This window comes from Desmonostoc vinosum (assembly GCF_059505385.1).
Window position 1 is genome coordinate 1 of record NZ_JCACKM010000030.1, and the last position, 18,075, is coordinate 18,075.

18 protein-coding genes and 1 other RNA gene are annotated in these 18,075 nt (G+C 42.8%); 9 read left to right on the top strand and 10 right to left on the bottom strand.

Annotated elements, in window-relative coordinates:
• Positions 1 to 256: 256 nt before the first annotated feature.
• From AC5JMF_RS04250 to AC5JMF_RS04260, 3 genes are all read right to left on the bottom strand, one after another.
• On the bottom strand, positions 257 to 1,513 hold the full coding sequence (locus AC5JMF_RS04250) for an FAD-dependent hydroxylase (RefSeq protein WP_495794478.1): 1,257 nt from the start codon (positions 1,511 to 1,513) through the stop codon (positions 257 to 259).
• A gap of 153 nt (positions 1,514 to 1,666) precedes the next feature.
• Positions 1,667 to 3,649 (bottom strand): DNA primase, encoded by a 1,983-nt coding sequence (dnaG, locus tag AC5JMF_RS04255; protein ID WP_495794479.1) that lies wholly within the window; start codon positions 3,647 to 3,649, stop codon positions 1,667 to 1,669.
• Positions 3,650 to 3,740: 91 nt separating this feature from the next.
• Positions 3,741 to 4,304 carry a Uma2 family endonuclease gene (locus tag AC5JMF_RS04260; RefSeq protein WP_495794521.1) on the bottom strand — a complete coding sequence of 188 codons (564 nt, stop codon included), beginning with the start codon at positions 4,302 to 4,304 and terminating at the stop codon, positions 3,741 to 3,743.
• Between the two features lie 208 nt (positions 4,305 to 4,512).
• On the opposite strand from AC5JMF_RS04260, the gene tftA reads away from it, so the two are divergent.
• From tftA to pstS, 6 genes are all read left to right on the top strand, one after another.
• Positions 4,513 to 5,865 carry a hormogonium tapered terminus morphoprotein TftA gene (gene tftA, locus AC5JMF_RS04265; protein WP_495794480.1) on the top strand — a complete coding sequence of 451 codons (1,353 nt, stop codon included), beginning with the start codon at positions 4,513 to 4,515 and terminating at the stop codon, positions 5,863 to 5,865.
• A 131-nt stretch (positions 5,866 to 5,996) separates the two neighbouring features.
• Positions 5,997 to 6,737, top strand: a complete 741-nt coding sequence (locus tag AC5JMF_RS04270) for a cytochrome c biogenesis protein CcdA (RefSeq protein ID WP_495794481.1) — start codon at positions 5,997 to 5,999, stop codon at positions 6,735 to 6,737.
• A 3-nt stretch (positions 6,738 to 6,740) separates the two neighbouring features.
• Positions 6,741 to 8,132: a cytochrome c biogenesis protein gene (locus tag AC5JMF_RS04275; protein WP_495794482.1), complete on the top strand. Its 1,392-nt coding sequence runs from the start codon at positions 6,741 to 6,743 to the stop codon at positions 8,130 to 8,132.
• Between the two features lie 5 nt (positions 8,133 to 8,137).
• On the top strand, positions 8,138 to 8,779 hold the full coding sequence (locus tag AC5JMF_RS04280; RefSeq protein WP_495794483.1) for a Uma2 family endonuclease: 642 nt from the start codon (positions 8,138 to 8,140) through the stop codon (positions 8,777 to 8,779).
• A 182-nt stretch (positions 8,780 to 8,961) separates the two neighbouring features.
• On the top strand, positions 8,962 to 9,633 hold the full coding sequence (locus AC5JMF_RS04285; RefSeq protein ID WP_495794484.1) for a Uma2 family endonuclease: 672 nt from the start codon (positions 8,962 to 8,964) through the stop codon (positions 9,631 to 9,633).
• A 176-nt stretch (positions 9,634 to 9,809) separates the two neighbouring features.
• A complete protein-coding gene (gene pstS, locus AC5JMF_RS04290; RefSeq protein WP_495794485.1) occupies positions 9,810 to 10,862 on the top strand; it encodes a phosphate ABC transporter substrate-binding protein PstS in 1,053 nt (350 codons plus the stop codon).
• 41 nt (positions 10,863 to 10,903) lie between these two features.
• Here pstS and queF read toward each other — a convergent pair whose 3' ends face one another.
• The 5 genes from queF to AC5JMF_RS04315 all read right to left on the bottom strand — a co-directional run bounded on the left by queF (position 10,904) and on the right by AC5JMF_RS04315 (position 12,847).
• Entirely contained in the window at positions 10,904 to 11,317 is a 414-nt protein-coding gene (queF, locus tag AC5JMF_RS04295) for a preQ(1) synthase (RefSeq protein WP_495794486.1), read from the bottom strand.
• A 168-nt stretch (positions 11,318 to 11,485) separates the two neighbouring features.
• Positions 11,486 to 11,881, bottom strand: a complete 396-nt coding sequence (locus AC5JMF_RS04300; RefSeq protein ID WP_495794487.1) for a hypothetical protein — start codon at positions 11,879 to 11,881, stop codon at positions 11,486 to 11,488.
• A gap of 159 nt (positions 11,882 to 12,040) precedes the next feature.
• On the bottom strand, positions 12,041 to 12,421 hold the full coding sequence (locus tag AC5JMF_RS04305; protein WP_495794488.1) for a phasin family protein: 381 nt from the start codon (positions 12,419 to 12,421) through the stop codon (positions 12,041 to 12,043).
• Positions 12,422 to 12,446: 25 nt separating this feature from the next.
• Positions 12,447 to 12,543: signal recognition particle sRNA small type (ffs, locus tag AC5JMF_RS04310), an RNA gene on the bottom strand.
• Positions 12,544 to 12,580: 37 nt separating this feature from the next.
• Positions 12,581 to 12,847, bottom strand: a complete 267-nt coding sequence (locus AC5JMF_RS04315) for a YciI family protein (RefSeq protein ID WP_495794489.1) — start codon at positions 12,845 to 12,847, stop codon at positions 12,581 to 12,583.
• A gap of 118 nt (positions 12,848 to 12,965) precedes the next feature.
• Here AC5JMF_RS04315 and AC5JMF_RS04320 point away from each other — a divergent pair, with 118 nt between their 5' ends.
• Complete coding sequence (locus AC5JMF_RS04320; RefSeq protein WP_495794490.1) at positions 12,966 to 13,532, top strand: 2'-5' RNA ligase family protein; 567 nt, start codon at positions 12,966 to 12,968, stop codon at positions 13,530 to 13,532.
• A gap of 109 nt (positions 13,533 to 13,641) precedes the next feature.
• Here AC5JMF_RS04320 and mnmA read toward each other — a convergent pair whose 3' ends face one another.
• Entirely contained in the window at positions 13,642 to 14,694 is a 1,053-nt protein-coding gene (gene mnmA / locus AC5JMF_RS04325) for a tRNA 2-thiouridine(34) synthase MnmA (RefSeq protein ID WP_495794491.1), read from the bottom strand.
• Positions 14,695 to 15,079: 385 nt separating this feature from the next.
• On the opposite strand from mnmA, the gene AC5JMF_RS04330 reads away from it, so the two are divergent.
• Positions 15,080 to 15,880 (top strand): hypothetical protein, encoded by an 801-nt coding sequence (locus tag AC5JMF_RS04330; RefSeq protein ID WP_495794492.1) that lies wholly within the window; start codon positions 15,080 to 15,082, stop codon positions 15,878 to 15,880.
• A gap of 401 nt (positions 15,881 to 16,281) precedes the next feature.
• Positions 16,282 to 17,124 carry an SPFH domain-containing protein gene (locus AC5JMF_RS04335; RefSeq protein WP_495794493.1) on the top strand — a complete coding sequence of 281 codons (843 nt, stop codon included), beginning with the start codon at positions 16,282 to 16,284 and terminating at the stop codon, positions 17,122 to 17,124.
• On the opposite strand, the gene folP is transcribed toward AC5JMF_RS04335, so the two are convergent.
• Positions 17,121 to 17,981 carry a dihydropteroate synthase gene (gene folP, locus AC5JMF_RS04340; protein ID WP_495794494.1) on the bottom strand — a complete coding sequence of 287 codons (861 nt, stop codon included), beginning with the start codon at positions 17,979 to 17,981 and terminating at the stop codon, positions 17,121 to 17,123. The two genes, AC5JMF_RS04335 and folP, sit on opposite strands and share 4 nt — an antisense overlap.
• Positions 17,982 to 18,075 lie beyond the last annotated feature (94 nt).

Sequence of the window (18,075 nt, forward strand, 5' to 3'; positions counted from 1 at the left end):
TAGCGCAGCGGTAGCGAGTCCGCGATAGCGTTAGCGTTAGCGAAGCGGTAGCGAGGTACGAGCGTCAGCGTTAGCGATAGCGTAGCGTAAAGCCTGCGGCATAGCTTCGCTTAGAGCGAGTCATCGAGCGTCGGTACGAGCGTCAGCGTAAAGCCTGCGGCATAGCTTCGCTTAGAGCGAGTCATCGAGCGTCGCGTCATTACGAATTACGAATTACGAATTATTTAAAGGAATTCCTGAGTTGAGGCGATCGCTTTCACACTATCTCATATTTGGCTAATTCTGGGGTACGCCCTTTCAACCCAATCATCAGTTTGAGCATAAATACTTTTAAGATGGGTACTCGCTGCATCAACCATAAACCCAAGCGACGAACTACTACCACAGGTAAGAAGTTATTAGAGAATATTCGATCTAGTAAATCGGTGAAACCTAAAATTGTCAGGTTCTCTAGCTGACGCCAACGTTCATAGCGCTTGAGGATTTGCATGTTGCCGATATCTTCGCCTGCTGCGTGCGCTGCTTGTAGTACCTGTGCCAAAGCTGCTGCATCACGAATACCCAAATTTAAGCCTTGTCCACCGACGGGATGACAATTGTGTGCCGCATCGCCAACCAATGCCAATCGGGAAAGTACATAGCGATCGCTTTGCATGAGTTGCACTTGAAAAATAAAGCGATCGCCTAGTAGTTCTAACTTACCCATATGATCGCCATAGCGACGGCTTAATTCCGCCAAAAATTGCTCATCATTTAAAGCACACAAAGCTTGTGCTTCTGCGTGGGGGGCTGTCCACACGATGCGGCAACGGTTCCCAGGTAAAGGTAAAATCGCAAACGGGCCGCTAGACCAAAATCTTTCGTAAGCTGTGTTGTTGTGGGGTTTTTCTGGTTTGACAAAGGCGACAATGCAAGATTGCCAATACTTCCAGCCGTGGGTTTTAATACCAGCTGCTTGGCGAATCGGCGATCGCGCCCCATCTGCGGCTACAAGTAATCTACTCCGAACTGTCCGCAGTTGCTCAGCAACTTTAATATCTATTGCTACTATGTCCTGTTGGTATTGCGTACTCACCACTTCAGCCGGACAGAGGTAAGTGACATTGGGGCAATTTTGGACAAATTCCTGCAAAGGCTGCAATAGCGCTTGGTGTTCAGCCACATAACCCAACTCTGGTTTACCGATATCAGCCGTGTCGAACTCCACCACATCGGGATAATCGGCATCAGAAAGACGCACACGGCAATATTTGGTGATTTGAGGTAACATTTTATCCCAAATGCCAATTCCTTGATAAATCAGTGCCGAAAGCATGTGAACGGCGTAAGCTTGTCCCTTAGCGACTGCGGTGGAGGTGACTTTGGCTTCGATGAGTAACACACTCAAGCCTGAATCTTTTAAAGCCGAGGCTAGGGTTAAGCCAATAATCCCGCCACCGACAATTACCAAATCATAATCGTATCCCAGTGTACGGGGAGGGGTAGGAGTTTGATTAAGCTCTGCTAGCGCCATTGTTAAGATAAGTTACAAACCTTAATTAATATTCTTACGCGATCGCGCCTGTTTGAGCAAGAAAGCTCATTAAATAATTCGTAATTCGTAATGACGCTCGTACCTCGCTACCGCTGCGCTAACGTAATTCACATCAGACGTAATGCGGTTTTGCTAAAGTAAGTCAGTGATGGAAAATAGCCGTTGGCGGTCTAGTTCCTGAAGCCGCAATTTTTCGGTGTAGAATGCTTGATAATATGATTGCCATCGTTCTGGTTCTGCTTGCGGATCCGTTTGCTGCCATAGTTCTAAGAAATAGCGATAGCGCTTTTCTCTGAATACTCTTTCGATACAAGCGATCGCAGCTTGAATTACTTGCGGAGTACGCAATATTTCTTTTTTGCTGTTCTCATTCAGATGAAATAAATGAGAGATTAATCCTATTTCTTCAGATAATTCTAGGTACTGATTTTGCAAACTTGAGATTAAATCTAGTTGCTCTCCTGTTAACTCTAAAATCTGTCGCCACAAAAGTCGATGGTGAGAAAGGCTAAATTCTAAATCTCGCTGTCCTAAAGCTTCAATAATAGTTTGACGTTGTTCGGGGCAATGCAGGTAAATTTGCAGCAATAAAGCCTCTGCTAGTTCTAAAAGACTGCGGGCTTGCTCTGAAGGAAGTCGAAGGGAAGTGGGGGGGGATTGAGAATTTCTGGTGCTTCCCCACTGTTTACTTGCTGGTAAAGGCTGAGAGTAGGTAGCCGCAGCTGGAGCAATTTGAGTTAAGAGGTTTTCTACTCGTAACGGTATCAGTCTGCTATCTCCTAAGCTGAGTATTTCTGCACAGTGGGAAACGTAATAGTTACGCGTATCACTATTGGCTATATTTTTCAGTAATTTTACTATTTGTTGAGTTACTTGCTGAAAATCAGTAGCCTGTTTTAAGTCACGGTCTTTGATAATTTGGTCAATCTGCCAATTGAGCCAAAGTGGAGCATTTGCTAACAGTTCCTGATAGTCTTCTGGGGTTCGCTCACGCAAGTATTCATCGGCATCTTTACCATTGGGCAAATTGAGAATTTTGAGTTGGACTTCGCCTTTATATGCTAAATCTGCAATTTCACCGATCGCTCTTTCAGCGGCGTTTGTCCCTGCTTTATCAGCATCAAAGTTGAGAACTAACTGCTTGGAGTCGGTATAACGTAATACTTGTCTAACTTGTTCTAAGCTGAGGGCAGTACCAAGAGAAGCGACGGCATTGTTGATACCCACAGCATGGAGGGCGATCGCATCAAAATATCCCTCCACTACTACAGCTTGATCGAGTTGCGAAATCCCAGTTTTGGCTTGATCGAGGGCAAATAGTGTTTTACCTTTACTAAAAAGTTCTGTTTCTGGTGAATTGAGATATTTGGGTTGTTGAGACACTGTGTTGCGGGGGTTCCCAGAATTGTAACAAGTGTCGTCATTGGTAAGAGTTCTGCCACCGAAGCCAATCACCCGTCCTTGGACATCGCGAATGGGAATCATCAAGCGATCGCGAAACACATCATAATAACTGCCCCCTTCCTTGCGCGGTTTAATCAATCCCGCTTTTTCTACTACCTGCACCGGATAGTGCTTATCTAGCACTAGATAGCGATAGAGGGTTTCCCAACCTGCGGGTGCATAACCTAAACCAAACTGCTGAATTGTTTCTTCTTTGAGTTGGCGATTAGCTCGCAAATATTGAATTGCATTTTGCCCTTGTGATTGTCTGAGGGCGTGTTGATAAAACTGTGCTGCGGAAGCGAGAACTTCGTATAACTGCTCACGCAAAGACAACTGACGCTGTAATTCTTGTTTTTGTTCAGGTTCTAAGGTTTGCACAGGCACTTGATAACGCCGTGCTAAATCTAGCACCACTTCAGTAAAAGAGTGTTTACCCAAATCCATTAAAAACTTAATGGCATTGCCTCCAGCTTGACAGCCGAAGCAAAAATACATTTGCTTACTTTGGCTGACTGTAAAGCTAGGTGTTTTTTCATCATGGAAGGGACATAAACCAACAAAATCTTTGCCTCGTTTGCGTAAAACTACGTATTCTGAGACGACATCTACAATGTCAGCTCGTAGTTTAATCTCCTCAATTGTGTCTGGGTGCAAGCGGGGGATTTGCATGGTATTGGGGACTGGGGAACAGGGGAACAGGAGAATAATTTAGTTGGCTTCCTCACTTAATTTTAGACCGCCAAATTTACTATTCACTGAGCTAACTACCCATTTTTAACCAACCAAAAACTTGTTCGGCAGTTAGTGCAAGTTCAATTTCTGGTAACACAGGTAAAGGGTCTTTCCCCTGTAGCAGCAATTGCTGCTGCTCTGGTAGAAAGACCAAGATACTGAGGTCATCAGGGTCAAGAAACCATCCCAGGCGGCTACCATACTTAAGACAGTGCAGAATATTGCCAATCACTTTATTAGGTTTTTGTTCTGGCGAGAGAATCTCGATTGTCCAATCTGGTGAGAGTTCAAAGTTATCTAGAACTTCATCATTGCTCGTAAGTGATATACGCTTCCACTGAAATACAGCCACGTCGGGTACGATTGAACGTTCCCCAAAGGTACAACGTAATTCAGGGAACGCATAAGCAATCTTTTTTTCTTCTGCAACATAATTGATCGCAGCACAAAGTTTACCTTGCAGGCGGCTGTGTCTCCCTTTTGGTATTGGCTTTTGAATAATCTCACCGTTGATGTATTCGCTTGCAGGCTTGGTTTCTGGGAGCTTAAGAAATTCTTCTAGGCTGAGGGGTTGGGTAATTGTGGTACTCATGGCTCCAAAATCCTGCGTGACGCGATGTTTTGGGGAAGGGTTGTCTTTTTTCCCTGATTTTTGCAACAAGTTTATTGGTCTTGAACTTTGGAGAAATAACAAAGGACAAAGGACAAAAGACTTCTGATGGCTATTATATTCTTGTTGCTCGACTAAAAATGATTCATAGATTTGCTGACGCTTGATTTTATCAGAGGAAATATTCAAGATGGGACGTGTTTTTATTTCAGCAGCTCATGGAGGCAAAGAAGCGGGAGGGATTGATCCAGGTGCGATCGCAGGTGGGACAACGGAAGCGAGGGAAATGATTCTGCTGCGGGATTTGATTGTTACGGAATTGCGATCGCGGAGTTTTGAAGTTTTAGCGGTTCCTGATGATTTAAGTGCTGCCCAAACTATTGCCTGGATTAATTCTCGTAGCCGTCGTGGTGATGTGGCTTTAGAAATTCAAGCTGATGCGGCAAATAATCCTTCCGTGCGTGGGGCTAGTGTCTTTTATATTGCCAGTAATAATGAGCGTAAAAGCAATGCTGAATTGTTACTAGTAGGACTTTTGCGCCGCGTACCCCAATTACCAAATCGTGGAGTCAAGCCAGATACAGATAGTGGCTTGGGCCGTTTAGCATTCTGTCGCCAGACAACACTACCTTCTTTATTGATGCAGGTAGGCTTTCTTAGCAGTCCAGAGGATCGTTCTTTGCTGCAAAATCGTCGCCGCGATTTTGCGTTGGGAATTGCTGATGGGCTAGCATCTTGGAGTCGTGTAATTGACCCCAGTCCTGGAAATACTAATGAACCAACCTATCAACCAATCAACATTAATATTAATGGACAAAAGTACTCAGAACAAGGAATTTTAATCAACGGTAACGCTTATATTCCGATTGATTTAGTAGATCGGTTGCGGATTGACCTCTCGAAAATAGCTAATATCCGCAGAATTACTTATCGCAAAGTAGTATATGTTAAAGCCGTGGAACTGCGTGATTTTAACGTTGCAGTCGGTTGGGACGCAGCCACTCGCACAGTTAGCTTGCGATCAAATTTAGTAGTTTGTCCTGGTCAATTTGACCGATTAATGTCAAACGGCACTACATCAGAAGTGCAAATGCAACTATTTCTGCGAAACAACAACGAAAATGCTTTGGTAAAATTTCCTGATATCCCCAAACTCTATCGAGAAGAAGCCACTACAGAAGGTGTAAACTATGACATTGCCTTTTGCCAAATGTGTTTAGAAACAGGATTTTTGCGCTTTGGTGGTGATATCAAACCTGAGCAAAATAACTTTGCGGGTTTAGGCGCGATTGGTGGTGGTGCCCAGGCTGCTTCTTTTGAGAGTGCCAGAATTGGCGTGAGAGCGCACATTCAACATTTAAAAGCTTACGCTAGTCTAGAACCATTAGTAAATGAGGTTGTAGACCCACGGTTTCGCTTTGTGACACGTGGTATTGCCCCATTAGTAGAACAACTAGCAGGACGCTGGGCAGCTGATTTAGACTATGGTACCAAGATTACAGCGATGCTCAAACGGTTGTATGAATCAGCAGGAATGCTGTGAGTGAGGGAATGGGGACGCCGAGAAATTTTCTCCCTCATCTCCCTCATCTCCCTCATTCCCCACTCCAACCCAGAAGCATAAAATAAGCTAAAATTCAAGCAGAGTAAGCATTTCCCGCTGGAAAACGCCCCATGCTTGAAACATTGCAAACCCGATTCTACGAACTAGAACAATTCGCCAACACCCTTGTCTCTAACCAGCTGACTCACCTCAGTTTGCTGAGTGTTCTGATAATTTTTGTCGCTGGCTTGCTAACCAGCCTCACGCCTTGTATGCTCTCTATGCTACCAATTACCATTGGTTACATCGGTGGTTATGAAGCAAAAAGCCGTCTACAAGCAGCTGCACAATCTACTTGGTTTGCTTTGGGATTAGCAACCACATTGGCGGCATTGGGAGTAATCGCCGCTTTGGTTGGCAAAGTCTACGGTCAGATAGGTATCGGTTTACCAATCATCGTCAGTATCATCGCCATTCTCATGGGGTTGAATTTACTCGAAGCTTTACCGCTGCAATTTCCATCTTTTGGCGATACTAATTGGATTTCGCAAGATTTACCGCCGGGTGTACGTTCTTACGCGATTGGATTAACTTTTGGTCTGGTTGCATCTCCTTGTAGCACCCCTGTCTTAGCCAGCATATTGGGTTGGGTTGCTAGCACGCAAGATTTAGTTTTAGGTGCTGCTTTACTACTTTCCTACACAGCAGGTTATGTAGCACCGTTAATTTTGGCTGGCACTTTTACCGCAGCAATTAAAAAGTTGTTAGAGGTACGGCGTTGGTCTGGTTGGATTAATCCAGTCAGCGGTGCGTTGTTGGTAGGATTTGGTGTAATTTCCTTAGTTTCGCGGTTTCCCTTTGGCAACTTTTAAACAATGACTTTAGAAAATTCCGCATCCCCAAAATCAAGTTGGTGGTCAATCGTTGGTAAGTATTTTAAGCAGGACTTCTTACCTATATTGACAGATTTACGCTTGGCGATCGCCTTACTGCTGATCATCGCACTTTTCAGCGTTAGCGGTACTGTAATTGAGCAAGGTCAATCACCCGCATTCTACCAAGCCAACTACCCAGAACATCCCGCATTGTTTGGTTTCTTGAGTTGGAAGGTAATTCAAGTAGTCGGCTTAGACCATGTGTATCGTACTTGGTGGTTTTTATCGTTACTAATTTTATTCGGCACAAGCTTAACAGCTTGTACATTTACCCGCCAATTACCAGCCTTAAAAACTGCCCGTCGTTGGAAATATTACGAAGAACCGCGACAATTTCAAAAGTTAGCTTTGAGTGCAGAACTAGATACAGGTTCTCTCGATTCTCTAGGCGAAATATTACGAAAACATCGCTATAAACTTTTTCAAGAAAAAGACAATATTCTCTATGCGCGAAAAGGAATAGTTGGACGCATCGGGCCGATTATTGTGCATATAGGCATTGTATCGATATTGCTGGGCGGAATTTGGGGTGCAATGACAGGATTTATGGCCCAAGAAATGGTTCCTAGTGGCGACACGTTTCAGGTGAAAAATATTATTGATGCTGGGCCTTTTGCTGCTACCAACGTTACCAAAGATTGGTCTGTGCGAGTTAATCGTTTTTGGATTGATTACACTCCCTCTGGTGGAATTGACCAATTTTATTCGGATATGTCTGTCTTAAATAATCAGGGAAAAGAAGTTGACCATAAACAGATTTTTGTCAATCAACCTCTGCGTTATCATGGCGTCACTTTCTATCAAACTGATTGGGGAATTGCAGCTGTTCGCGTCAAAATTAATAATAGCCCCATTTTTCAGTTACCCATGGCACCTTTGGATACCAAGGGCAAAGGGCGTATTTGGGGTACATGGATTCCCACTAAACCAGATTTGAGTGCAGGTGTCTCTCTGTTAGCTAGAGACTTGCAAGGGATGGTGTTAATTTATGACTCTACTGGTCAACTAGTTGATACTGTCCGTGCGGGTATGTCCACTAAGGTCAACGGTGTCACACTAAAAATTTTAGATGTAGTTGGTAGTACTGGCTTACAAATTAAATCTGATCCAGGGATTCCCATTGTTTATACAGGGTTTGCTGTGCTGATGGCAGGTGTAGTGATGAGTTATTTTTCTCACTCCCAATTTTGGGCATTACAAAAAGGCGATCGCTTGTATGTTGGTGGCAAAACTAATCGCGCCCAAGTTGCCTTTGAACGCGAGGTTTTAGAGATTTTAGATCAGTTGAGTTTACAGCCAAAGATTGAGCAAACAGAAACCATATCAACTTAAAAAATATGCTTTTAGAATTACAACAAATTATCGTCAAACCAGGACAACAAATGTTACTGCAAGATATTAACTGGCAGCAGCTAGAAAACATCTTAGAAGAATTAGGAGAAAAGCGTGCAGCACGTATTTCTTATAGTGATGGCTGGTTAGAAATTATGGTTCCATTGCCTGAACATGAAAAAGATAAAGAAATTGCTGGTGAATTAGTCAGAATTCTCTTAGATGAACTCCAGATTGATTTTGAACCTTTCGGTTCAACCACTTTGAAAAATGAGCGAACACAACAAGCTGTAGAACCGGATACCTGTTTCTATATTAAAAATCAAGCTGCTGTCATTGGCAAAAAACGCCTAGATTTAAATGTAGAACCACCACCAGATTTAGCAATCGAAATTGATATTACTTCCCGCACTAAGTTTGATAACTATCGGATTTTGGGAGTACCTGAGTTATGGCGATATAGTCCAAAAGGATTGCAAATTAATCTACTACAAGCAGGGAAATATATAGAATCTAATTTTAGTCCCAATTTTCCTAATATCCCAATTATTGAACTAGTGAACGAATACACTGAGCAGTGCATGAAAGTTGGCAGAAGTCAAGCAATTAGAGCCTTCAGAAGTTGGGTCAAACAAAATTTACACTAAATGTGATGTGTTTTTCAAGTGATATCCAGGTGCGTCAGCAAACAAAAACCCTTAATCACCCAAGAAATTATTCGTACTGACACACCCTACTAACTCTGGCGCAGCGCTTCAGAAAAACGCGTCATTGTTCCAATCACACTACTTGTACGCTGGCTCACCTGTTTACTCATAACTTAAAAAATATGCTTTTAGAATTACAACAAATTATCGTCAAACCAGGACAACAAATGTTACTGCAAGATATTAACTGGCAGCAGCTAGAAAACATCTTAGAAGAATTAGGAGAAAAGCGTGCAGCACGTATTTCTTATAGTGATGGCTGGTTAGAGATTATGGTTCCATTGCCTGAACATGAAAAAGATAAAGAATGCATCGGTGATTTAGTAAAAATTCTCTTAGATGAACTCCAAGTTGATTTTGAACCTTTTGGTTCAACCACTTTGAAAAATGAGCGAACACAACAAGCCGTAGAACCAGACACCTGTTTTTATATTCAAAACCAAGCGGCTGTAATTGGCAAAAAACGTCTAGATTTAAATGTAGATCCACCACCTGATTTAGCAATCGAAATTGATATTACTTCCCGCACTAAGTTTGATAACTATCGGATTTTGGGAGTACCTGAGTTATGGCGATATAGTCCAAAAGGATTGCAAATTAATCTACTACAAGCAGGGAAATATATAGAATCTAATTTTAGTCCCAATTTTCCTAATATCCCAATTATTGAACTAGTGAACGAATACACTGAGCAGTGCATGAAAGTTGGCAGAAGTCAAGCAATTAGAGCCTTCAAAAGTTGGATTAAACAAAACTTACACAGTTCCGTGGGTTTCAGTCCCCCGGTTCTATAATCGGCAAGTTTTGTGTTGGGGTCTTACAAAGTTCAGAAGACGCTGCGCGAACATGATCGACTGTGCAATTTATGTGCAATGCAGACATTTTTTAGCTTATAATTACGCCACACCCACAGCTACCGATGGGAAAATTACTAAGGCTGTTTATTAAAAATTGTCACAGATAGATTTGTATGCCTGCTCAACTTCAACTCAAGCGAATAGCTCACTTTCTCACTCTAGTTGCTGTTGCGTTGAGTGTTGTTGCTTGCGCTGCTCATAGTAAAAATACAAATAAGGTTTATCTTGTTGGTGCCGGAGCAAGTTTTCCGGAACCTTTGTATCAGAACTGGTTTTTAAATTACAACAAACAAAACCCCAACGTCGAAATTAACTACCAAGCAATAGGTAGTAGTGCTGGAGTGCAACAGTTAATTAACAATACTGTAGATTTTGCAGCCAGCGATGTGGCAATTACCAATGAACAAGCAGCTCAAATCAAACGAGGAGCGATCGCTTTACCCATAACTGCTGGTTCTATAGTAGTAGCTTACAATATCTCTGATATCCCAACTGGTCTAAAGCTACCACGTCAGGTTTATGTAAATATATTTTTAGGCAAAATCACAAATTGGAATTCTCCCCAAATAGCTCTAGCTAATCCTGAGATAAAATTGCCAGATTTACCAATTCGAGTCATACATCGAACTGATGGTAGCGGTACTACAGCCATATTTACAAAACATCTTAGTGCTATCAGCCCAGAGTGGAAACGCCAAGTCGGGGCTGGTAAATCTGTACAATGGCCAGTAGGAATTGGTGCAAATAGCAACACCGGCGTTACTGCCCAAATTCAACAAATCCCAGGATCTATTGGCTACTTAGAATACGCTTACGCCACACAAAATAAATTACGTGTAGCTGCTTTAGAAAATAAGGCTGGCAAATATATTACACCCACACCAGAATCAGTATCTAAAACTTTAGAGTCGGTGAAACTTCCTGCTGATAACTTGATTGCTTTTATTACAGATCCCACTGATGCTAAAGCTTACCCCATCGTTACTTATACCTGGCTTCTAACCTATCAATACTATCAAGACCCTCTCAAAGCTAAAGAACTAAAAAACTTTGTTGATTGGGCTTTGATTGAGGGACAAAAATCTAGTCTGCAACTTGGGTATATTCCTTTATCTAAAACAGTTGTGGCTCAAGTCAAATCTGCCGCCAGTAAAATTAAAGAATGATGCCATCTTCCATTGGTGCAGGTATCTGTTCCTACTCCCTCTTATTTTTGGTGACGTACTTCAACTACAGTATGCACATTACCACGAGGAGTAAAATCTGCTTTGACTGTAACTTCTAAAGGGTCACAAGCGGCTACAAAATCATCCAAAATTTGATTGGCTGATTCTTCGTGAGAAATATAGCGATCGCGATAGCTATTAATATAAAGTTTCAGGGCTTTTAATTCTACTACCCGCTCATCAGGGATATAGCTAATATAAATTGTGGCAAAGTCGGGATAACCAGAAAACGGACACTTGCAAGTAAATTCTGGCAAAGTAATATTAATGTCGTATCGCCTACCCACACGCGGATTCGGAAAAGTAATTAGTTCACCTTCCGCAATTTTGCGTTCGCCATACTTGATTTGTTGGGTTGATTGCTCAGTTGTCATTTGTTGTTTGTCATTTGTCATTTGTTATTTGTCATTGGTCATTTGTTATTGGGAATTGGGAATTGGTTATTCCCCGCGTCCCCCTGTCCCCGCGTCCCCGCGTCCCCGCGTCCCCGCGTCCCCGCGTCCCCGCGTCCCCGCGTCCCCCTGTCCCCGCGTCCCCGCGTCCCCCTCGTCCCCTCATCCCCCTCATCCCCCTTCCCAGTCTGGACAATTTTCATCATCCCAACCGTGAGGATGCATCGCACAGACTAATAAATTACCACCATAAACCTGACCATGGTAATTCTGACAACCCATGCAAGCGGGATTTTTGTCTAGTGTGGGTTCGACTGGATAAGGAAAACCTGGGTCTACGTCTGCAACAATATCTTCAAGCTCCCAGTAAATCTCTAAAATTGGTTCAGTCAAATCTTGGAGATACTGATCAACTTCAGTAGCAATGGTATTTTGTACCTGCTCGGTAATTTCTTCCGTCAGCTCAAAAAAGGCATCTACCATTTCATTCATTCCTAGAAAGAAGCGCTCTACTTCCACTGACACTGTTTCTACGATGTCCATCAATTCTTTCTGCCACTGTTCCATAAACTTGACGCCCTTAAAATTATAAATAAGGCGTTTATTGCTACCTGATTTTAAGCAATAGATTACACCCTAGAAGATGCATATTATCAAGCTTTTTTGTATAACACCATGTCAAAGTGCGCTTAGTATCAAATGTTTAAATTAAAGTATTACTTTTTATTAATCTTTTTGTAGCCGTTTTAATTCTTCTTGCAGATCTAATACTTGTTGGCGTAAATGATCAACATTTTCTGTAGATCTTTCTTTGACGGTTGGCTCTTCATCTTCCTCTAAGATTTCGATGCGTCGAGGTTCAGAAGAGGGTGTTTTTTCAGAAGTTTCACTAGATGCTTGAGGCTGCTGAGCTTGCTTCATCATGTCTTCGACGAAACGGCGGGCTTCTTCTGTGGTCATTTCGCCCTTTGCCACCATCTCGTCTGCCAGTTTTTGGACTTGAGATCGCAGTTCGGTTAACTTACCTCCTGCTTTTTCACCTGCGTAAGAAGCCAACCCAACACCGAGGTAAAAAGCTTTTTGAACAATATCTCCAAAACCAGGCATTGCTCCTGAAGCTCCTAATAAATAGGGCGACCCGGAGACTACGCCTACTACAAGCATCCCGTATTGCTGCTACCTTCCGGTTCTGACAAGGTTTAGGCGTTGCAGTCGCGTAGATCCAGGTCTATAAAACAGCATAACATCAAAATTACGTAACTGTTGTTATTCAATTACAATTCTCCATTCATAAAGTTGATAATTGACACAGCCGTTTTGCACTAAGGGGTCAAGAGCTACAATTGATTCTGCTTCATCCTTGGAAGCTGCCTCAAACAACAACATGCCACCTCTTTGCTCTGCCCAATAGCCCGATCGCGCTTTGTGTCCTTTGGCAATCAACTCTTGGATGTAGGCTTTATGAGCCGGTACATATTGGTCAAAGGTGGGTTTATCGACCTTGCCCTGTTCAATCTTGACAAAAGTTGGCATTTATTGTTACCTCGAATAGGGACTGGGGAATGGGGACTGGGGACTGGTTGCAGTTTTTCCGGTTTTAATGAGAAAATCCCACAACCAAGCATGAAAATATCTCTTCCCTACTCTATAAATGAACCGTTTTTTCATTGCTCTGTTACCACCACAACACATTCAGGAGTACGCTAACGAAATTAAGCAGTACTTTGCTGATAAGTACGCTAGTTGTTACGCGCAAAAATCCCCACCACATATTACGCTACAACCCCCATTTGAATGGGCCGATGAAAATGTGACACTCCTAGAAGCATCTTTGCGGGAATTTGCCAGTAGGCAACAGTCAATCACAATAACACTTAAGGGATTTAGGGCTTTTGCACCCCGCGTCATATATATTGATGTGGTAAAAAGTCAAGAACTTTTAACCTTGCAAGCAAATTTAATGACGCATACAGAAACTGACTTGAGAATTGTGGATCAGGTTAGCAAGGAACGTCCTTTTGCGCCTCATATGACAGTAGCATTTCGGGATTTAACACGACAAAATTTTAAAGCTGCTTGGCCAGAGTTTGAACAGCGTCAATTATATTTTGAGTTTATGGCTGAGCAGTTGACGCTGTTAATTCACGATGGTAGGCGTTGGCATGTTAAATCAGAGTTTAGTTTTATCAGCGATCGCCTTTCAACCACAAACTATTGACGCTTGGAGGCAAGATCCCCGACTTTTTCTAAAAGTCGGGGATCTGTCCATGGCAACTGACTCAGATAAAAATTCCCCGCGTCTGCCTGTCTTTGCGTCCTCATCAACCCTAGCCTTGTTCAATAATGCCACCACCCAACACTTGATCGCCGTCATACCAAACTGCGGCTTGTCCGGGGGTGATGCTGAACTGAGGTTCATCAAACACTAAGCGGACACGGGAGTTTTCTAGAGGGATGACTGTGACTTGTGTGGGCATTGAACGATAACGGATTTGAACTTCTGCGCGAATTGGCGTAGATGGTTCAGCGATGGATACCCAGTTGACTCGGTTGACGGTGCATTCTGGTTGAGTTGCTTTAGTGCGATCGCCTACAATTACTCTGTTGTTAACCGCATCTAATTCAATCACATACAGTGGTTCTGGGGCAGCAATACCCAAACCTTTGCGTTGCCCAATCGTGTAGTGATGGACACCATCATGCTGTCCCAAAACTTTGCCTGTGACATCTACAATGTCGCCTGGTTTGGGGGCTAGATACTTATCCAGAAACGCTCGCATGGAACCGTTACTTTCCACTAAGCATAAATCCTGGCTTTCTGGTTTATCAGCAGTTTTCAGTCCGTATTCTGTAGCGAGGCGACGCGTATCAGCTTTTTGTAATCCTCCTAGAGGAAATACAGATGCTGCTAGTAAATCTTGAGACAAAGCATACAGAAAGTAAGACTGGTCTTTGTTGCGGTCAACAGCCCTTAATAATTGGTAACGTTCAGTTGCTTGGTCATAGCTAATTTTGGCATAATGACCTGTGGCAATGCGATCGCATCCCAGTTGTTCGCGAGCATACTGCACCATTGGCTCAAACTTGACAGTTTTATTGCATTGAGAGCAAGGTAAAGGTGTGATTCCCGCACTATAACCAGTCACTAGATAGTCAACAATATTAGTTTGAAAGACATCCCGAATATCTACAATTTGATGGGGAATGCCAAGTTGTTCACAAATATACCCCGCGTCGATCATTCCTTCAGAGCAACATTGACCTTTGCCTTTCATCAGCCAAAGAGTCAAACCAATCACTTCATAACCCTGATTATGTAGGATAGCAGCGGCAGTGGAACTATCAACACCACCAGAAAGACCAACGACGACTTTTTTCATATCTTTAAATTTTTGCTAAGCAAATGGCTATTCCCGACATAGCCTATGTATTTCGACGCTTCACTCGTGGGTTTAATGCACTCGAACGGGACTCATTTTACTCAGCACTATTTTAGTAACTGCTCAATTCTAACATACACTCTTCAAACCCTTGCTAGTTAAGCGCTTTGTTGGTATGAGGCAGGAGGGCGCAAAGACGCCGGGAAACTGCTGCCTTGTCTATGCGTGTTAGCGTTCGCGAAGCGTCTCGTAGAGAAGCGGGGCGTAGCCCGGCAAAAAAAGATTTATGCAAGAGGTTTAATGACAATTCCCCATTCCCAATTCCCAATTCCCCACGATATATTTGCTACAACAGCGAATTCATTAGTTTTTGTTTGTGACTCATATGTCAAGTGTAATCTTCAATCCAGTCATACCATTTCGGATGCTGTTGTTATTAGGAGGGTGGTTAGCGTTATTCTCTTACGCGACGCCAACTCAAGCGCAAACAGACAACAGTAAAGTATTACTAGCTCAACAGGAGGTAATTGAAACTTTACCACCACTGCCAAATCTCCAACCAGTTCCTTTGAGTCAGCAGCCGTTACCGCAACTGCAACCAACGCAACCAGTAGAAGTTAATCAATATGAGCAGAACTTTCAGCTCTCCGAATCAGTACAGCAATATAGCCAGAACTTTGAGCGCTACTTTGTGTATGTTGAAGGTAATGATACTCAGACATTGCAACAAGTTCGTCGAATTGAACCCAGCGCTTATGTCCGACGATTTAATGGGCGTGCTGTAATTCAGTCAGGGGTATTTAATAGGTCATCTGGCGCTCAACAGCGGATTAGAGAATTGGAATCAAGAGGAATTTATGGGGCGCGAGTAGTTAGATCTTCTAACGGACAAGAGGTTACTTCTTCCACTGCTTCCACTGGGTATTCTACTAATGACGGGTCTTATCGGCGAGATGATCCTAATCGTTACTATGTAGTTATTCCCGCCAAATTGGAAGATATAAACACTATAGCTAGTCAAATCCGGCAGAGAATTGGACAATATGACATTGTTTTTGAAAGAACCAAACCGCGAGGGCCACATGTAGCGGTAGGCCCTTTTCCTCAGCGTTCGGATGCTGAGCAATGGAACGACTATCTGCGAGATTTGGGATATGGTAATGCCAGGGTTTATTACGGAAAATAAGAAAAAGGGTAGAGAGGTTTTATTCTTTTTAGCCTAGGGATTAGATAAGCTCAGTCACCGGGGGAGAAATACCAATTCCCCATTCTCATGTTGTTGCCAAGTCTCCCTATTATGGTTTAAGTTTTAGCTTTCAGGATATCCGTGTAAACGATCGCTAGTTATGCAAGTAAAGTTAATTACACTAACACTCCTTGCCAGCGTGTGATCAAGGTGCTTTAATAGCGATCGCATTCTCAGACTGTTCTATCTGTACAAGACTCACAAGACACGCAGTAACTTGTCACCAAGCAACACCGCTGTGTTCATAAAATTACAAATTCAAAACATTAGACTTAGAGATAGGACAAAGTAGTACCATGTCCTTTACACTAAATTCCCCCAAAAGCTGAATAGGAGCATGTATGGAGCCAATTATTGCTATAGTGTTAGCCCTTATAGGTTATGCCCTGGGTTCTGCAAAGCTGATTAATCAAGGTAATGAGGCTTTAGTAGAGCGTATGGGGAGATATCATCGCAGACTCAGACCCGGACTTAACTTTATTGTTCCCCTAGTCGATCAAATTGTTATGGAGGATACTACACGGGAGCAAATTTTAGATATTAAGCCGCAGAATGTAATCACCAAAGATAATATCTATTTAGAAATCGATGCTGTATTGTTCTGGCGGATTAGAGATATTGAAAAAAGCTTTTACGCAATTGAGGATCTCCAAGCAGCGCTGACACAACTAGCAACAACTACACTCCGAGAAATCATTGCTCAAAACACTGTAGAAGAAACCAATGTTACCCGCTCTGAGATGGACAGAGCCATACTCGACCAATTAAATCATACAACCGCAGACTGGGGAGTTGAGATTCTGCGCCTAGACATTCAGAGAATTACACCCCCTGAAAGTGTGCGAAAATCGATGGAAGAAGAACGAGCCGCTGAAATTAAAAAACGGGCACTAATTTCCGAAGCAGAGGGAGAGAAAGAAGCCGCCATTAAAAAAGCCCAAGGAACAATGACTTCAATGCAAATCATTGCTCAAGCCTTGCGTTCCCATCCCGAAAGCAAAGAAATTCTACGGTATCTCGTAGCTCAAGATTACGTAGATGCTAGCCAAAAACTGAGCGAAAGCAATAATGCCAAAATTGTTTTTCTAGACCCAGCTAAATCTAACGAAGTGTACGATCAGTTAATTGCCGAGTCAGTAGTTCAAGAAACTAACACCAAAAACTCTGAGAATGGTAATACCTAAAAATCAAGCCGCGCTGTGGCTCGAAATAAAGCATCAGCTACCAGCGACACATCACGCATCTGTTGAACATCGTGAACTCGCAGGATATCAGCACCATTAAAAATGGCAGCACAACAAGCTGCTGCTGTTCCCCAAACTCTTGCTTTTGGGTCTGGTTGGTTAAGAATGCGTCCAATAAAACTTTTACGAGATGCTCCTATTAAAATAGGGCACTTTAATGGCTTCAGTAGCTGCAAGCAGCGAAAAATTTCTAAATTTTGCTCATAGGTTTTAGCAAAGCCAATTCCAGGATCGATGATGATTTTATCCTGGGCAATGCCCGCAGCGGTTGCTGCTGTAATTTGTTCTGCTAAAAAACTATAAATCTCTGCCATCAAGTTTTGATAATCGGTCTGTTGTTGCATCGTTTGTGGGTTTCCCCGGATATGCATGATCACAATCGGCACATTTAAATTTGCAACCGTTGACAACATATCTAAGTCAAAAGTGCCACCAGAAATATCATTAACTATATCTGCTCCAGCTTCTACAGCTGCTTTAGCTACAGATGCTCTAGTTGTATCCACAGAAATGGGGACTGAAATTTTTGGTCGTAACACCTGCAACACTGACAGCACTCGGTCAAGTTCTGCCGCTAGAGTTATTTGTTTTGCACCTGGCCGAGTTGATTGACCACCGACATCGATTATATCAGCACCAGCAGCCACTAACGCTTGTGCTTGCGCTAAAGCCGCAGAGGCAGTGTTAAACTCGCCTCCATCACTAAAACTATCAGGCGTCACATTTAAGATACCCATCAAATAGGTTCGCTGTCCCCAGTCGAAACAGCGTTCCCCAATCATTAAATTACTTGGCATAAATTTAATTAAGCATTCAAGTAGAGACGATTCATGGCTTAATTAGGTATTCAAGACGCGCCATGGCGCGTCTCTACAGCAAAATTTATCCCAT

What these genes read in the sequence shown, in the direction of transcription:
- AC5JMF_RS04250 (WP_495794478.1), bottom strand. Translation starts at nt 1,513, where the DNA reads ATGGCGCTAGCAGAGCTTAATCAAACTCCTACCCCTCCCCGTACACTG.
- dnaG (WP_495794479.1), bottom strand. Translation starts at nt 3,649, where the DNA reads ATGCAAATCCCCCGCTTGCACCCAGACACAATTGAGGAGATTAAACTA.
- AC5JMF_RS04260 (WP_495794521.1), bottom strand. Translation starts at nt 4,304, where the DNA reads ATGAGTACCACAATTACCCAACCCCTCAGCCTAGAAGAATTTCTTAAG.
- tftA (WP_495794480.1), top strand. Translation starts at nt 4,513, where the DNA reads ATGGGACGTGTTTTTATTTCAGCAGCTCATGGAGGCAAAGAAGCGGGA.
- AC5JMF_RS04270 (WP_495794481.1), top strand. Translation starts at nt 5,997, where the DNA reads ATGCTTGAAACATTGCAAACCCGATTCTACGAACTAGAACAATTCGCC.
- AC5JMF_RS04275 (WP_495794482.1), top strand. Translation starts at nt 6,741, where the DNA reads ATGACTTTAGAAAATTCCGCATCCCCAAAATCAAGTTGGTGGTCAATC.
- AC5JMF_RS04280 (WP_495794483.1), top strand. Translation starts at nt 8,138, where the DNA reads ATGCTTTTAGAATTACAACAAATTATCGTCAAACCAGGACAACAAATG.
- AC5JMF_RS04285 (WP_495794484.1), top strand. Translation starts at nt 8,962, where the DNA reads ATGCTTTTAGAATTACAACAAATTATCGTCAAACCAGGACAACAAATG.
- pstS (WP_495794485.1), top strand. Translation starts at nt 9,810, where the DNA reads ATGCCTGCTCAACTTCAACTCAAGCGAATAGCTCACTTTCTCACTCTA.
- queF (WP_495794486.1), bottom strand. Translation starts at nt 11,317, where the DNA reads ATGACAAATGACAAACAACAAATGACAACTGAGCAATCAACCCAACAA.
- AC5JMF_RS04300 (WP_495794487.1), bottom strand. Translation starts at nt 11,881, where the DNA reads ATGGAACAGTGGCAGAAAGAATTGATGGACATCGTAGAAACAGTGTCA.
- AC5JMF_RS04305 (WP_495794488.1), bottom strand. Translation starts at nt 12,421, where the DNA reads ATGCCTGGTTTTGGAGATATTGTTCAAAAAGCTTTTTACCTCGGTGTT.
- AC5JMF_RS04315 (WP_495794489.1), bottom strand. Translation starts at nt 12,847, where the DNA reads ATGCCAACTTTTGTCAAGATTGAACAGGGCAAGGTCGATAAACCCACC.
- AC5JMF_RS04320 (WP_495794490.1), top strand. Translation starts at nt 12,966, where the DNA reads ATGAACCGTTTTTTCATTGCTCTGTTACCACCACAACACATTCAGGAG.
- mnmA (WP_495794491.1), bottom strand. Translation starts at nt 14,694, where the DNA reads ATGAAAAAAGTCGTCGTTGGTCTTTCTGGTGGTGTTGATAGTTCCACT.
- AC5JMF_RS04330 (WP_495794492.1), top strand. Translation starts at nt 15,080, where the DNA reads ATGTCAAGTGTAATCTTCAATCCAGTCATACCATTTCGGATGCTGTTG.
- AC5JMF_RS04335 (WP_495794493.1), top strand. Translation starts at nt 16,282, where the DNA reads ATGGAGCCAATTATTGCTATAGTGTTAGCCCTTATAGGTTATGCCCTG.
- folP (WP_495794494.1), bottom strand. Translation starts at nt 17,981, where the DNA reads ATGCCAAGTAATTTAATGATTGGGGAACGCTGTTTCGACTGGGGACAG.